This window comes from Sphingopyxis macrogoltabida (genome assembly GCF_001307295.1).
Lineage (GTDB): Bacteria > Pseudomonadota > Alphaproteobacteria > Sphingomonadales > Sphingomonadaceae > Sphingopyxis > Sphingopyxis macrogoltabida_B.
In genome coordinates this window covers 616,771-631,181 of record NZ_CP012700.1, presented here as the reverse complement: position 1 = coordinate 631,181, position 14,411 = coordinate 616,771, and the positions used below count along the sequence as shown (strand labels likewise).

Annotated in this window: 11 protein-coding genes; 8 read left to right on the top strand and 3 right to left on the bottom strand. The window is 64.1% G+C overall.

Going from position 1 to position 14,411, the window contains the following annotated elements; genetic code table 11:
* Positions 1-18: 18 nt before the first annotated feature.
* Together carB and carA are read right to left on the bottom strand one after the other, a co-directional pair.
* Positions 19-3,339: a carbamoyl-phosphate synthase large subunit gene (gene carB / locus AN936_RS03065; RefSeq protein ID WP_054586848.1), complete on the bottom strand. Its 3,321-nt coding sequence runs from the start codon at positions 3,337-3,339 to the stop codon at positions 19-21.
* A 292-nt stretch (positions 3,340-3,631) separates the two neighbouring features.
* Positions 3,632-4,828: a glutamine-hydrolyzing carbamoyl-phosphate synthase small subunit gene (gene carA, locus AN936_RS03060; RefSeq protein WP_054586847.1), complete on the bottom strand. Its 1,197-nt coding sequence runs from the start codon at positions 4,826-4,828 to the stop codon at positions 3,632-3,634.
* Between the two features lie 131 nt (positions 4,829-4,959).
* Here carA and AN936_RS03055 point away from each other — a divergent pair, with 131 nt between their 5' ends.
* From AN936_RS03055 to AN936_RS03020, 8 genes are all read left to right on the top strand, one after another.
* Positions 4,960-5,412 (top strand): GatB/YqeY domain-containing protein, encoded by a 453-nt coding sequence (locus tag AN936_RS03055; RefSeq protein WP_054586846.1) that lies wholly within the window; start codon positions 4,960-4,962, stop codon positions 5,410-5,412.
* A 122-nt stretch (positions 5,413-5,534) separates the two neighbouring features.
* Complete coding sequence (locus AN936_RS03050) at positions 5,535-5,939, top strand: GIY-YIG nuclease family protein (protein WP_054586845.1); 405 nt, start codon at positions 5,535-5,537, stop codon at positions 5,937-5,939.
* Positions 5,936-7,819 carry a DNA primase gene (dnaG, locus tag AN936_RS03045; RefSeq protein ID WP_054586844.1) on the top strand — a complete coding sequence of 628 codons (1,884 nt, stop codon included), beginning with the start codon at positions 5,936-5,938 and terminating at the stop codon, positions 7,817-7,819. Before AN936_RS03050 ends, dnaG begins: the two co-directional genes overlap by 4 nt.
* A gap of 34 nt (positions 7,820-7,853) precedes the next feature.
* Positions 7,854-9,869, top strand: a complete 2,016-nt coding sequence (gene rpoD, locus AN936_RS03040) for an RNA polymerase sigma factor RpoD (protein WP_054586843.1) — start codon at positions 7,854-7,856, stop codon at positions 9,867-9,869.
* A 375-nt stretch (positions 9,870-10,244) separates the two neighbouring features.
* Positions 10,245-10,538, top strand: a complete 294-nt coding sequence (locus AN936_RS03035; RefSeq protein WP_054586842.1) for a PspC domain-containing protein — start codon at positions 10,245-10,247, stop codon at positions 10,536-10,538.
* A 260-nt stretch (positions 10,539-10,798) separates the two neighbouring features.
* A complete protein-coding gene (locus tag AN936_RS03030) occupies positions 10,799-11,470 on the top strand; it encodes a DUF6975 family protein (protein ID WP_054586841.1) in 672 nt (223 codons plus the stop codon).
* Positions 11,471-11,575: 105 nt separating this feature from the next.
* Entirely contained in the window at positions 11,576-12,421 is an 846-nt protein-coding gene (locus AN936_RS03025) for an AAA family ATPase (RefSeq protein ID WP_054586840.1), read from the top strand.
* 2 nt (positions 12,422-12,423) lie between these two features.
* Positions 12,424-12,957 carry a hypothetical protein gene (locus AN936_RS03020; RefSeq protein WP_054586839.1) on the top strand — a complete coding sequence of 178 codons (534 nt, stop codon included), beginning with the start codon at positions 12,424-12,426 and terminating at the stop codon, positions 12,955-12,957.
* 14 nt (positions 12,958-12,971) lie between these two features.
* On the opposite strand, the gene AN936_RS03015 is transcribed toward AN936_RS03020, so the two are convergent.
* Entirely contained in the window at positions 12,972-14,369 is a 1,398-nt protein-coding gene (locus tag AN936_RS03015) for a methyl-accepting chemotaxis protein (protein ID WP_054586838.1), read from the bottom strand.
* Positions 14,370-14,411: the final 42 nt, after the last annotated feature.

Sequence of the window (14,411 nt, the reverse complement as noted above, 5' to 3'; positions counted from 1 at the left end):
GGGGGTGGGAGCGGTCCTTCAATAATAGTCCTGAAGCGGCTTTACTTCAAGAGAGCGCGCGCGAAGCGCCCCGATCGCCTGCGTCGAAGCGTCGCTTGCCGCGGCCGTCGTATAATAGGCGATATCGGCCGCCAGCGCCGATGCGCGGATCGATTGCGAGTCCTGCAGCGACTGCCATCCTTCGGTGGTGTTGAAGATGAGCTGCACATCGCCGTCCTTGATCCGGTCGACGATATGCGGCCGCCCTTCGGCAACCTTGTTGACGCGCTCGACCGCGACGCCCTCGCCCGCGAGATAATCGGCGGTGCCGCCGGTCGCGACGACCTGCCAGCCCCAGCCGGCGAGGCGGCGGACGGCATCGATGATGCGCGGCTTGTCGCTGTCCTTGACCGACACGAAAACGCGGCCCGTCGTCGGCAGCCGGTCGCCGGCGCCGAGCTGTGCCTTGGCAAAGGCAAGGTTGAAATCGCTGTCGATTCCCATGACTTCACCGGTGGACTTCATCTCGGGCGACAGCACCGGGTCGGTGCCCGGGAAGCGCGCGAAGGGGAAGACGGCTTCCTTGACCGCGACATGTTTGATGTCGCGATTGATCTTCGGCAGGTCGGCCAGCTTCTCACCCGCCATCACGCGCGCCGCGATCTTGGCGATCGGCGACCCGACCGCCTTGGCGACGAAGGGCACGGTGCGGCTGGCGCGCGGGTTGACCTCGATCAGATAAACCTCGTCGTCCTTGACCGCGAACTGGATGTTCATCAGCCCGCGAACCTCGAGCGCGCGGGCGAGCGCATCGGCCTGGCGCTCGATCTCGGCGACGATCGCCGGCGACAGGCTGTACGGCGGGATCGAACAGGCGCTGTCGCCCGAATGGACGCCGGCTTCCTCGATATGCTGGAGCACGCCCGCGACGACGACGTCGGTCCCGTCGCAGAGCGCATCGACGTCGACCTCGATCGCGTCGCGGAGGTAACGGTCGATCAGCACCGGCGAGTCGCCCGACACCTGCACCGCGGTCTCAATATAATTTTCGAGCTGCGCCTGATCGTCGACGATTTCCATCGCGCGGCCGCCGAGCACATAGGAGGGGCGCGTCAGCACCGGATAACCAATGCGCGCCGCGACCGCGACGGCTTCCTCGCGGCTGCGCGCGATGCCATTCTCGGGCTGCTTCAGGCCGAGCTTGTTGACCAGCGCCGCGAAACGCTCGCGGTCCTCGGCAAGGTCGATCGCGTCGGGCGAGGTGCCCAGGATCGGGATGCCCGCCTCGGCCAGCGCCTGCGCCAGCTTGAGCGGTGTCTGGCCGCCGAACTGAACGATCACGCCCACCAGCTCGCCCCGCGACATTTCGACGTGCAGGATTTCGAGCACGTCCTCGGCGGTCAGCGGCTCGAAATAGAGGCGGTCGGACGTGTCGTAATCGGTGCTCACCGTCTCCGGGTTGCAGTTGATCATGATCGTTTCATAGCCAGCCTCTTCGAGCGCGAAGCAGGCATGGCAGCAGCAATAGTCGAACTCGATCCCCTGCCCGATCCGGTTCGGACCGCCGCCGAGGATGACCACCTTCCTGCGGTCCGACGGGTTCGCCTCATTCTCGGGCTCGCCGAAGGTCGGCGCTTCGTAGGTCGAATAGAGATAGGGCGTCTGCGCCTGGAACTCGGCCGCACAGGTGTCGATCGTCTTGAACACCGGCCGCACGCCGAGCTTGTGGCGCAGCGCGCGCACTTCGGCCTCGGTGACGCCGCCGGTCATTGCCTTCACCGCTTCGTGGATCAGCCCCGACCCACGCGCGGTTGCGCGGCGCGTGCCGGGGTGAAGGTTCGCCGACTGGAGCGCGAGATAGGCGAGGCGCTTGTCGGAAAAACCCATCGCCTTGAGCTTGCGCAGCCCCTCGGCATCACGCGGCAGGCCGTTTTCGCAGACATCCTGTTCGGCGGCGACGATTTCGGCGATGCGTTCGAGGAACCACATGTCGTAACCCGCAACGCGGTTAATCTCGGCGAGCGGCAGCCCCTCGCGGATCGCCTGCGCGGTGTTGAGCAGCCGGTCGGGGGTGCGCTGTGCGAGTTCGTTGCGGAGCTGGTCGTGCGTCGCGCCCTTGAGGCGGTCGACGAAGTTGAAGCCGCTCAGGCCCGTTTCCAGCCCGCGCAGCGCCTTTTGCAAAGACTCATGGATGGTACGCCCGATCGCCATCACCTCGCCGACCGACTTCATCGCGGTCGACAGCGTCGCCTCGGCGCCCTTGAACTTTTCGAAGGCAAAACGCGGTATCTTGGTGACGACATAGTCGATGGTCGGTTCGAATGACGCCGGGGTCACGCCGGTGATGTCGTTCATGATCTCGTCGAGCGTGTAGCCGACCGCCAGCTTCGCCGCGACCTTGGCGATCGGGAAACCCGTCGCCTTCGACGCGAGCGCGGACGAGCGCGACACGCGCGGGTTCATCTCGATCACGATCAGGCGGCCGTCCTTCGGGTTCACCGCGAACTGGACGTTCGACCCGCCCGTTTCGACGCCGATCTCGCGCAGCACCGCGATGCTCGCGTTGCGCATGATCTGATATTCCTTGTCGGTCAGCGTCAGCGCGGGGGCGACGGTGATGCTGTCGCCGGTGTGGACGCCCATCGGATCGACATTCTCGATCGAACAGATGATGATGCAATTGTCCTTGCGGTCGCGCACCACCTCCATCTCATATTCTTTCCAGCCGAGGAGAGATTCCTCGATCAGGACTTCGGTGGTCGGCGAGGCGATCAGGCCGCCGCGGACGATATGCTCGAACTCCTCGCGGTTATAGGCGATGCCGCCGCCGGTACCGCCGAGCGTGAACGACGGACGGATGATCGAGGGCAGCCCGGTGCGTTCGAGCACCGCAAACGCCTCGTCGAGCGTGTGCGCGACGCCGCTGCGCGCGCTCTCAAGCCCGATCTTGTCCATCGCATCGCGGAACTTCTGCCGGTCCTCGGCCTTGTCGATCGCCTCGGCATCGGCGCCGATCATCTCGACGCCGTACTTCGTCAGCGTGCCGTCGTTGAACAGCGCCAGCGCGGTGTTGAGCGCGGTCTGCCCGCCCATCGTCGGCAGCACCGCGTCGGGGCGCTCCTTTTCGATGATCTTGGCGACGATCTCGGGGGTGATCGGTTCGACATAGGTCGCGTCGGCGAGGTCGGGATCGGTCATGATCGTCGCCGGGTTGGAGTTGACGAGGACGATGCGATAGCCCTCCTCCTTCAGCGCCTTGATCGCCTGCGTCCCCGAATAGTCGAACTCGCACGCCTGACCGATAACGATCGGGCCGGCGCCGATGACGAGGATGGATTGAATGTCGGTTCTTTTGGGCATTATTTTTTCTTCGATCCGGAGGGTTTCGCGTGAAGCCGATCGGGTAGAGTTTCGACCGCTTTGGCTATACAGGCACGGCGCTTCGCCGCAGTGTTTTCAGGCACAATGATCTCAAATTGCGCACCATCGTGGAGGATAACGACCTCACCGCCAGAATATGGCCGGAAATCGATCTCGACCTCACATTTTGCTGCGTCCTCCCGAAGCAACTGTTGTGACGACACGCATGCTGGCGTTCTCGTCGAACACGTCAGGACGAGTGGCTCCGTCAGCAACAATAGCGTTGCAAATATCACTTCAACCCGCCCACGAACTTCTCGAACAGATAGAAGCTGTCCTGCGGCCCCGGGCTCGCCTCGGGGTGATATTGCACGCTGAACGCCTTCTTGCCGGCGATCGCGATACCGCAGTTCGAGCCGTCGAACAGGCTCTTGTGCGTTTCGACCACGCCCTTGGGCAGCGTTGCCGCATCGACTGCAAAGCCGTGGTTCATGCTGGTGATCTCGACCACGCCGTCCGCAAAATCACCGCCGACACGCTGCACCGGGTGGTTCGCGCCGCGGTGGCCCTGATGCATCTTCACCGTCTTCGCGCCCGCCGCCAGCCCAAGCAACTGATGGCCAAGGCAGATGCCGAAGATCGGGACATTGCGTTCGAGCAGCCCCTTGATCACCGGCACCGCATATTCGCCCGTCGCCGCAGGGTCGCCGGGGCCGTTCGACAGGAAGACGCCCGCCGGGCGCAGCGCGACGATCTCGTCGAGGCTCGTCTTCGCAGGCACCACCGTCACCCGCGCGCCCGCCTTCACCAGGTTGCGGAAGATATTGTCCTTCGCGCCATAATCGACCGCAACGACATGCGGCGCGGCATCGCCAGCGCGCTTGTGGTCCGACCCTTCATAACCGGACCCCAGATGCCAAACCCCCGCGTCCCAGCTTCCCTGCCGTTCGCGCGTCACCGTCTTGGCAAGGTCCATGCCCTCCAGCCCCGGCCAGCCCTGCGCAAGCAGCAGCAGGCGGTCGAGGTCGAACTTGCCGTCGGGGCTGTGCGCGACCACGCCGGTCGGGGCACCGCCATCGCGAATGCGCCGGGTCAGCGCGCGCGTGTCGATGCCGGCAAGCCCGATCAGCCCCTGCGCCTTCATCCACTCAGGCAGCGTCTGGACGCTGCGGAAGTTGCTGGGCAGCGTCGGCAGTTCGCGCGTGATACAGCCGATCGCGGCGCGCTTTTCGCGCTCCATATCCTCGGGGTTCGCGCCGACATTGCCGATGTGCGGAAAGGTGAAGGTGATGATCTGCCCGGCATAGCTCGGGTCGGTCAGGATTTCCTGATAGCCGGTCATCGCCGTATTGAAACAAATCTCGCCCACGCCGGCGCCGCTGGCGCCATAGCCGATGCCCCACAGCACCGTGCCGTCGGCGAGAACGAGGACGCCGGTGGCCCCCGAAGGCGGGGTTTTGGGCGCGGCAGAGGGGTTGGCAGGTGCCATTCAACATGCTCCGGACGGGGGGCTAAACGGCCGACCAACTAGGCGGCAAAAAAGTGATTCACAAGCTATCGGATTATGAATCTTCCCGCTAGAGAGGGCCTTTCCGAAATTTGCAGCGCACGAGGACACGCATGATTCGCGATGACATCAAGGCTGCGCAGGTTGCCGCGATGAAGGGCGGCGACAAGGCGCGTCTGGGCACGATCCGGCTGATGCTGGCGAAGATCAAGGACAAGGATATCGAACTCAGGACCGGCACCGCGCCGGCCGACGACGATGTGCTGGTCACCGATGTGCTGCAAAAAATGGTCAAGCAGCGCCGCGAATCGATCGCCATGTACGAACAGGGCGGCCGCCAGGAACTCGCCGACATCGAGGCGGCGGAAGTGGCCGTGATCGAGGATTTCCTGCCCGCGCAGCTTTCCGACGACGAAGCGACTGCGGCGATCAGGGGCATCGTCGACGAACTCGGCGCGACCAGCCTCAAGGACATGGGCAAGGTGATGGCGGCGGTGAAGGACCGGCTCGGCAGCCAGCTCGACATGAGCAAGGCCAGTGGGTGGGTGAAGGCGGCGCTGAGCTGACCATCTCGTAAGAGCCAGCCTCAAAACCCGTTCGTGTCGAGCGAAGTCGAGACACCCATCGGAATGGCGCCAGGTCGATGGGTGTCTCGACTTCGCTCGATGCGAGCGGGTAGAGAGGTGGGATGGCGTTCTGGACATATATCCTGCTTTGTGCCGATGGGCGCTACTACACCGGACATACGGACAATCTTGAGTATCGCATTGGCCAGCATCAGTCGGGTGCGATCGATGGTTTCACTTCGTCAAGATTGCCCGTGCGATTGATGTGGTCCCAGGATTTCGCGACGCGATTTGAAGCACTGGACGCCGAGATGCGGATCAAGAAATGGTCTCAGGCGAAGAAGGAAGCGCTGATCCGAGGCGATTGGAACGCCGTGAGCCACTTCGCCAAACCGCCAGCCGAACGCCCCTCCCCTCCCGTTCGCGTCGAGCGAAGTCGAGACGCCGCTCAGGATAGCGCCAAGCCGATGGGTGTCTCGACTTCGCTCGACACGAACGGAACTGGGAACGAGGTTCGCCCCTCGTGACCCTCACCCCGCAATGGCTGGACGAACTGCGATCGCGGATCACGCTGTCGACGCTGATCGGGCGGACGGTGAAGGTCACCCGCGCCGGCCGCGAGTATAAGGCGTGTTGTCCCTTCCATAACGAAAAGACGCCCAGCTTCACGATCAACGACGAAAAGGGCTTCTACCACTGCTTCGGCTGCAGCGCGCATGGCGACGCGATCCGCTGGATGACCGATCAGCGCGGCCTCTCGTTCATGGATGCGGTGAAGGAGCTTGCCGCCGAGGCCGGGATGGAGGTTCCCGCCGCCGACCCGCGCGCCGCAAAAAAGGCCGAGGAGCAGGCGAGCCTGCGCGATGTGGTGCAGGCGGCAGCGGACTGGTTCACCCAGCAGCTGGGCAGCACCAACGGCGCCCCGGCGCGCGAGTACCTCACAAAACGCGGGATTTCGGAGGCGACGCGCAAGGCCTTCGGCTTCGGCCTCGCGCCCGACAGCCGCAGCGCCCTCAAGGAAGCGCTCAAGAAATTCCCGACCGCGATGCTCGTCGAGGCGGGCATGCTGATCGCGGTCGACGACAAGGAGCCCTATGACCGGTTCCGCGGCCGGTTGATGATCCCGATCCGCGACGCGCGCGGACGCGTCATCGCCTTCGGCGGCCGCATCCTCGGCGATGGCGAGCCCAAATATCTGAACTCGCCCGACACGCCGCTCTTCGACAAGGGGCGCACGCTCTATAATCTCGACAAGGCCTCGCCCGCGTCGCGCCAGACGAACCGGATCGTCGTCGTCGAAGGCTATATGGACGTCATCGCGCTCGCCGAGGCGGGGATCGCCGATGCGGTCGCGCCACTCGGCACCGCGCTGACCGAGAACCAGCTCGGCTTGATCTGGCGGATGGTGCCGGTACCGGTGCTCTGCTTCGACGGCGACAGCGCGGGTCAGAAAGCCGCGATGCGCGCCGCGATGCGCGCGCTTCCCTTGCTCCGGCCCGGTTTCAGCCTCGCCTTCGCGACTTTGCCCGCGGGACAGGATCCCGACGACCTCGTCCGCGCGCGCGGTGCCGCGGGCTTCGCCGAAATCCTCGAGGACGCGCAGCCGCTCGTCGAACGCCTCTGGGCGCACGAAGTCGCCGCCGGCCCGCTTGCCACCCCCGAAGAACGCGCCGCCTTGAAAACGCGCCTCCTCGCTCACGCCGACGCGATCGAGGACGCCGATGTCCGTCACCATTATCGCGAGGCCTTCCGCGAGCGGCTCGATGCGCTGTTTGCGCGGCGGCAGCCCGAGCGCGCACCGCGCGTTCCGTGGGCACCGTCGGCGCGGCGCGGGGCGGGACGCCGCTTCGCCCCCGATCCGCGCCTGCAACCTCCCGCCGACGAGACGCGTTCCATCGGACAGGCGGGGATTGCGGCACCGCTCGTCGCCGCGCTCATCGGCGGACTGCTGCGCTATCCCGAAGCGCTGCGCCGCAACGAAGAGGCGCTGACGCGGCTCGCGGTTCCCGATTCCGCCGACGCCGAATTGCTCGGCGCGATGCTTGACATCGCAATCGGTCAGGAAGGGCTTGATTGCGAGGGGTTGCTTGCCATATTGGAGCCAATGAAAGTGTATAATAGGGCGACGACATTGCTCAGAGCCGACGGAATGCACTTCTCGTTCAACCGCAGGCTGGAAAGCAGACAGGGGGCCGCTCCGGCGCCGGAAACGGCGCTCCGCGACCTTGAAGAATATATCGGCGTGCTGGTCACCCAGCCCGAAATCCGCGCCCGGCTGGCAGAGGCCACCGCGGACTTTCAGCGCACGATGGATGACGAAGGCCTGGCGCGACAACAAAGGTTGCGCGCGATGGACGAGGATTTGACCCGCCGGCTGGCCGCGCTGTCCGACAGCAGCGGCCAGTAACCGACCCACTTGATGCCCCTAGGCAGGAACAGATATGGCCACGAAGAACACCGAAGCCGACACCGACGCCCCGCTGATCGACCTCAACGAGGCCGATGTCAAAAAGCTGATCGCGCGCGGCAAGAAGCGCGGTTACCTGACCTATGACGAATTGAATGCGGCGCTGCCGCAGGACGAGATGTCGTCGGAGCAGATCGAGGACATCATGTCGGCGATCTCCGACATGGGCATCAACATCGTCGAGAGCGACGAGGATGTTCAGGAAGAAGCCGATCAGGAAGCCGACGACGAGGTCGACGTCAGCGCCGGCACCGGTTCGCTGTCCAACCCCGCGGTCGAAAAGAAGAAGGAAACGGTCGATCGCACCGACGATCCGGTGCGCATGTACCTGCGCGAAATGGGCGCGGTTGAGTTGCTGTCCCGCGAGGGCGAAATCGCGATCGCCAAGCGCATCGAGGCGGGCCGCGACACGATGATCCTCGGTCTGTGCGAAAGCCCGCTGACCTTCAACGCGATCATCGAATGGTCGAACGCCCTCAACAACGGCGACATGCAGCTCCGCGAGATCGTCGACCTCGAAGCGATGCTGTCGAAGGACCCTGCGCCCGAAAACCTCGATGAGGAAGGCGCCGAGGACGATGGCGAGATCAGCGAGAAGAATGCCGGCGTCTCGTTCAAGGACGAGGACGAGGTCGAGGAAGAGCCCGCCGCCGACGGCGACGACGAGGACGGCGAAGGCTCGTCGGGCAAGCGCGAGAGCTTCGAGGAAGACGAGGAAGACAACACCCTCAGCCTCGCGGCGATGGAAGAGCTGCTGAAGCCCGACGCGCTCGAAAAATTCGCCAACATCACCAAGAGCTTCAAGGCGTTCCAGAAGCTGCAGGAAGCGCGGCTCGAATCGCTGTCGGGCGGCGAGGAATTTCCTTCGGCGTCGGAAAAGAAATATCACAAGCTGCGCGAGGAACTCACCGCGCAGGTCGAAAGCGTGCAGTTCCACGGCACCAAGATCGAATATCTCGTCGACCAGCTCTACAGCTATAACCGCCGCCTGACCGCATTGGGCGGCCAGATGCTGCGCCTTGCCGAGCGCCACAAAGTGCCGCGCAAGTCGTTCCTCGACAATTATGTCGGCCGCGAACTCGAAGAGAATTGGCTCGATCAGGTCTCCGGTCTCGACAAGAAATGGGCCGCCTTCGCCGAGAACGAAGCCGGCGCGGTCGACCGCATCCGTATCGAAATTAGCGAGATCGCGCAGGCCGCCGGCATGAGCCTGACCGAATTCCGCCGCGTCGTGAACATGGTCCAGAAGGGCGAGCGCGAGGCGCGCATCGCCAAGAAGGAAATGGTCGAGGCGAACCTGCGCCTCGTGATCTCGATCGCCAAGAAATATACGAACCGCGGCCTGCAGTTCCTCGACCTCATTCAGGAAGGCAATATCGGCCTGATGAAGGCGGTCGACAAGTTCGAGTATCGCCGCGGCTACAAATTCTCGACCTATGCGACCTGGTGGATCCGTCAGGCGATCACCCGCTCGATCGCCGATCAGGCGCGCACGATCCGCATCCCGGTCCATATGATCGAGACGATCAACAAGCTGGTGCGCTGCAGCCGTCAGTTCCTCCACGAAAGCGGCCGCGAGCCGACGCCGGAGGAAATGGCCGAGCGTCTGTCGATGCCGCTCGAAAAGGTCCGCAAGGTGATGAAGATCGCCAAGGAGCCGATCAGCCTCGAAACGCCGATCGGCGACGAGGAAGACAGCCACCTCGGCGATTTCATCGAGGACAAGAACGCCGTCATCCCGGTCGACGCCGCGGTGCAGTCGAACCTCAAGGAAACCGTCACCCGCGTGTTGGCATCGCTCACGCCGCGCGAGGAACGCGTGCTGCGCATGCGCTTCGGCATCGGCATGAACACCGACCACACCCTCGAAGAGGTCGGCCAGCAGTTCAGCGTGACCCGCGAACGTATCCGCCAGATCGAGGCCAAGGCGCTCCGCAAGCTGAAGCACCCGTCGCGCAGCCGCAAGATGCGCAGCTTCCTCGACCAGTAAGCTTCGGCAAGCTTCCGGACACCAGACACCCCGCCCTCACCGGCGGGGTGTTTCATTTTGCACTTTCGATCAAAGCCTTGATCGAATGGTGCACTGCACAATTTTTTACGCTCGCCCTCTTTAAATCTTCACATTTGCGCCCCAGATGCCGGCCGTCATCGCGATGCGGAGCGCTTCAACGACGAGAAAGCGCACGCCATCGAATGGCAATCATTCCCGCATAATGGGAATCGGTTCGCACTCAGGACGGCGCAGCCCCGCTTGGCTGACATAAAAAATCCCGGAAAACCGGGGACTGCAGAAACTGGCACGGCCTTTGCGATGCACTTGGCATCGCCGCGGCGCAGGGCCCGCAGCCACAGGAAAGACAAAAAGATGGAAAACGAAACCACCAACCTCTTCCGCCGCCGCGACACCTTCTTCGGGATCTGCGAGGCCGTTGGCCAGGACTTCGGCTTCAACCCGCTGTGGCTGCGCCTCGCCTTCGTCGCGCCGCTCTTCTTCTTCCCGGTCCAGACCTTCATCGGCTATTTCGCGCTCGGCGTCGCGGTGCTCGCGTCGCGCTTCCTCTTCCCCGCGAAGCTCGGCGATGCAGCTCCGGCGGCGGCCCAGCCCGCCGCGATCGCCCCCGCCGCTCCGGCGACCGGCGAACTCGCTCTCGCCGCCTGATTGGGCGCGGGCCGGGCTCCCTCTCCCCGTCTGACCCGCTCCCGGCTCCCTGACGTCCACTGGCGCCATAGCCAACCGGGACCGGCAAGCACCTTGCGCTTGCCGGTCCCTTTATTTTCGGACCGTCCCGCACCGGCACAGCATTGGCCTGTTCCGGCGGCGCTTATAAACGCGACGTTTACGACGTTGCCCTAAGACTCATCGCCGGAATTCCAGAAGGGGGCGGGTTCATCACCCGCGCCGCATGCGAGGATCAAGCGTTGAGCCAGTCGACCCAGCCCAAGCTGCCGCCACGCGATGTCGCCGAAATGCTCGATTCGCTCGTCGCGAGCGAGGGCACCGGTGCGCATCCGCATGTCCGCTCGGGCGCGCTGTCGAGCGGCCCGGACGCGATGCGAAACCTCGCCGACGCCGTCCATTTCCTCTGCCTCCTCCACGGCCGCTATCCCGGCGTCATCGATCACGCCGCGCGCAAGGCGGTCGACCCTGCCTCGCGCCAGTGGATGGACGAAGCCGCCGATGCCTTCGCACAGGAACGTGCCTTCCTGTCGAAGATCGCCGCCGCCGTCGGCCCGGTGCCGAGCACGCAGGGACAGGCACAGAGCGAGTCCGCGGTCAGCGCGCAGTGCAAGGCGCTCGACATGCTCGCTGAATCCGACCGGCACGGCTGCGCGGTGGGCGCCGCGATCGCGCTGACGCTCGACTGGCGGACGATCCGCGTCCTGCTCGACATCAGCGCGCAGCGGCTCGACATGAACTCGCCGCGCTGCACCCTGCCCGACCTGCGCGACACCGCCCGGCTCGCCGCGACGATCGCCGACAGCCCCGCGGTCGAGCGCGCCATGGTTTTCGGCGCCCAGCAACTGATTACCCAGCATAGCGGCCTCTGGGACCTGCTCGCCGCCCGCGCCGCCAGCCGGCACGACGCCTGAGCCGACGCCGCGGCGGGCGGCAACGCCTGTTTACTTGCACCGCCCATCCTCCCTCGCTATGCCCGCCCTGATTGACGTTCACGTTAAGGGAAAGGCTCTCCGCCCATGCGCTTCGAAGGAACCAGCGCCTATATCGCCACCGACGACCTGAAGGTCGCCGTCAACGCCGCGACCTTGCTGCGCCGCCCTTTGCTCGTGAAAGGCGAACCTGGCACCGGCAAGACCGTGCTCGCCGAGGAAATCGCGAAAGCCTTCGATGCCCCGCTAATCACCTGGAACATCAAGTCGACGACCAAGGCGCAGCAGGGCCTCTACGAATATGACGCGGTCGCGCGCCTGCGCGACGGCCAGCTCGGCGAAGAGCGCGTCCACGACATCCGCAACTATATCCGGAAGGGCAAATTGTGGGAGGCCTTCACCTCGCCCAAGCTGCCCGTGCTGCTGATCGACGAGATCGACAAGGCTGACATCGAATTCCCGAACGACCTGCTCCAGGAACTCGATCGCATGGCCTTCCACGTCTACGAGACCGACCAGACGATCGTCGCCAAGGAACGCCCGATCGTCGTCATCACCTCGAACAACGAAAAGGAACTGCCCGACGCCTTCCTGCGCCGCTGCTTCTTCCACTATATCAAATTCCCCGATCGCGACACGATGGCGGAGATCGTCGAGGTCCATTTCCCCGGCATCCAGAAGACGCTGGTCAGCCGCGCGATGGACATCTTCTACGAAGTCCGCGAAGTTCCGGGGCTCAAGAAGAAACCCTCGACCAGCGAGCTGATCGACTGGCTGAAGCTGCTCCTCAACGAGGACATGCCGCTCGAAGTGCTACAGAACCGAGACGTCGGCAAAGCGATCCCGCCGCTCCACGGCGCGCTGCTCAAGAACGAGCAGGATGTGATGTTGTTCGAAAAGCTCGCCTTCATGGCGCGGCGGCAGGGCGGCTAAAGATGACGGCTGCGGCCGTTGACGAAATTGTCGAGCTGTCCGTTTTCTCGCGCGAGAAAGAAGTCTTCCTCGGTTGGCGCAATATCGCGCTAAGCGCGCTGTTTGCCGCTGCGCCCCTTCTTCCCAGTTCAGGTTCCGTGTGGATCGAAATCGCGTTCAAATTCCTTTGCAGTGTGTTTGCCTTGATCGGTTTCATCAGCGGGTGGTCACACCTCTGTCGAGGATGGGGAAGTTCGCAAGGCTTTGACATTCGCATCGCACCTTCGGGATTGACCCTCAACCGCAACATCTGTCCTCTTGAAATTCCTTGGAGCGAAATCGAGCAATTCAAGTTTGACAAGCGTAGCTTTCGCGGCGCGAATGATTGCGTCATCGATCTACGATTACGGCATCGCATCCGGTCGCTGACTCACCCTTTTGGCTCAAACCGCATTATAATGCCCTTGGGCGAGTGGCACACGAGTATCCTTGAAATCGAATCTGCGATGCGCACCTTGCGATTGTATCTCTGGCGCGCGGGTTGGCGTGATACATAAGATCAAAACCAACTTTACAGCTGGTAAGCCACCTCGACATCGCCCCAGCGGCGGCCGTTGATCACCGCCGGCATATAGACGTTGCGCACCGTCACGTAATTGATCCCGTCGCCTTCCTGGCGATAGACCATCATGAAAAAGGGCGCCGTGCTGCGTTTGGCGGCCGCGTCGGCTTCGTCATAGAGGATGCGGCCGTTGCGGCAGTGGGCGGTGTCGTGGGCGACATCGCCCGTCGGCGCGCGCGAGCAGTCGGTGACATGCGTCGGCAGGAAACCGTTGATGTCGCTCGCCGACGACATCTTGATTTCGGGATGCTCGGCGACGATGCGGTCGAACAGCGGCCGCCAATGGATATCGGCCCAGTCGCAGAGGCTGGTGCGGAAACGTTCGGGGTTCGACCCCGGCACGCGGACATAATCGGTATCGAAAACCTGCTCCATCGACAGCCTGCCCGCGGCGATCGCGCCTTCGGCGAGCGCAACGAACTCATCGCGCACCTGCGCGGCAAGCTCGACGATCGCCGAATCCTGCGGGCTGACCCCGGCCGAGATCACCGCGTTGAACATGCGGTTCGACACATGCTCCATCGACAAGATGCTGTCGTGCGTTTCGCCCAGCGTCGCGCCATTTTCGCGCACCGACGCGACGACGCGGCCGAGCGCGCCGCGCACCTTGGCGCCATTGGCGTGAACCATCGCCGAACTCTGCGCGATCCGGTCGCTCTGGTCGTCGAGCAACGCCACCAGATGCGTCGCGTCGTGCAGCGCGTCGGTGATCGTTTCGAACTGCGCCTCGGCGCGGCTCGACTGTTCGACCCCCGACTGGATTTCGGCGACCAGCCCGCCCGCTTCGGCCGCGAGGCTGCCGATGCTGCGGCGGATTTCGTCGGTCGCGCTGCGCGTGTTCTGCGCCAGCTTCTTCACCTCGGCGGCGACGACCGCAAAGGTGCGTCCGGCGTCGCCCGCGCGCTCGGCCTCGATCGCAGCGTTGAGTGCCAGCATGTTGGTGGTCTTGGCGATCGACTCGATCGACTGGCTGACCTGCTGCACCTGCTCCATGACCGCAGCAAAATTGGTGACATGCGCGCCAAGCCGCGCAACGAGATCGATCACCGAGCGGAATTCGGTGACCGCCGCGTTGACGCGCTCGGCACCGGCGTCGAGCTGTTCGCACGCGCGCGCCGACAGCAGCTTCGCCTCGTCGGTCGAATCGGCGATCTGACGCTGGTCGGCCTCGAGGCCGACGACATAGTCCTCGAGCTGCCCGAGCTCGCCGATCTGGCGTTCCATCTGGTCGGTCGCGCGCTTGATCCGGCCGGCCGCGTCGCTGCAGCCGACGGCAAGCGCGCCACAGTCGCTCGCGACCGATTGGTCGAGGATCGGAGCCGCCGGGTCGATCGGATCGAATTTCATTGCGCCACCCACTCTGGATTAATCTTCGGGTGATGACCGATA

Bases quoted from the DNA above. Each gene is read 5' to 3' on its own strand.
- carB (WP_054586848.1), bottom strand. From the start codon at position 3,339: ATGCCCAAAAGAACCGACATTCAATCCATCCTCGTCATCGGCGCCGGC.
- carA (WP_054586847.1), bottom strand. From the start codon at position 4,828: ATGGCACCTGCCAACCCCTCTGCCGCGCCCAAAACCCCGCCTTCGGGG.
- AN936_RS03055 (WP_054586846.1), top strand. From the start codon at position 4,960: ATGATTCGCGATGACATCAAGGCTGCGCAGGTTGCCGCGATGAAGGGC.
- AN936_RS03050 (WP_054586845.1), top strand. From the start codon at position 5,535: ATGGCGTTCTGGACATATATCCTGCTTTGTGCCGATGGGCGCTACTAC.
- rpoD (WP_054586843.1), top strand. From the start codon at position 7,854: ATGGCCACGAAGAACACCGAAGCCGACACCGACGCCCCGCTGATCGAC.
- AN936_RS03035 (WP_054586842.1), top strand. From the start codon at position 10,245: ATGGAAAACGAAACCACCAACCTCTTCCGCCGCCGCGACACCTTCTTC.
- AN936_RS03025 (WP_054586840.1), top strand. From the start codon at position 11,576: ATGCGCTTCGAAGGAACCAGCGCCTATATCGCCACCGACGACCTGAAG.
- AN936_RS03020 (WP_054586839.1), top strand. From the start codon at position 12,424: ATGACGGCTGCGGCCGTTGACGAAATTGTCGAGCTGTCCGTTTTCTCG.
- AN936_RS03015 (WP_054586838.1), bottom strand. From the start codon at position 14,369: ATGAAATTCGATCCGATCGACCCGGCGGCTCCGATCCTCGACCAATCG.